We start from the raw sequence: 284 nt of genomic DNA on the forward strand, positions 1-284 counted from the left end.
CGCGAGACTGTGACGTATGAGTGAACGCACCGTCCCGCCGCACACCGTCCTGCTTCGTCGCGGAGAGGTCCACAGCCCCGCCGACCCCTTCGCGACCGCAATGGTCGTCGAGCGCGGTCAGGTCGCCTGGGTCGGCTCCGAAGGTGCCGCCGACGCCTTCGTGGACGGGGTCGACGAGGTGATCGACCTCGACGGGGCTCTGGTCACCCCGGCGTTCACGGACGCGCACGTCCACACCACGGCGACCGGTCTCGCCCTCACCGGTCTCGACCTGTCCGACGCCC

The 284-nt window shown here is 70.8% G+C and carries 1 protein-coding gene; it reads left to right on the plus strand.

Features of this window, described 5'->3' with window-relative positions; genetic code table 11:
- Window positions 1-16 precede the first annotated feature (16 nt).
- The coding region (locus B9S61_RS09380; protein ID WP_146064761.1) for an amidohydrolase family protein at window positions 17-284 on the plus strand (268 nt) is incomplete at its 3' end.

This window comes from Streptomyces sp. SM1 (genome assembly GCF_002910825.1).
In the GTDB taxonomy this organism is placed as follows: Bacteria; Actinomycetota; Actinomycetes; order Streptomycetales; family Streptomycetaceae; genus Streptomyces; species Streptomyces okerensis.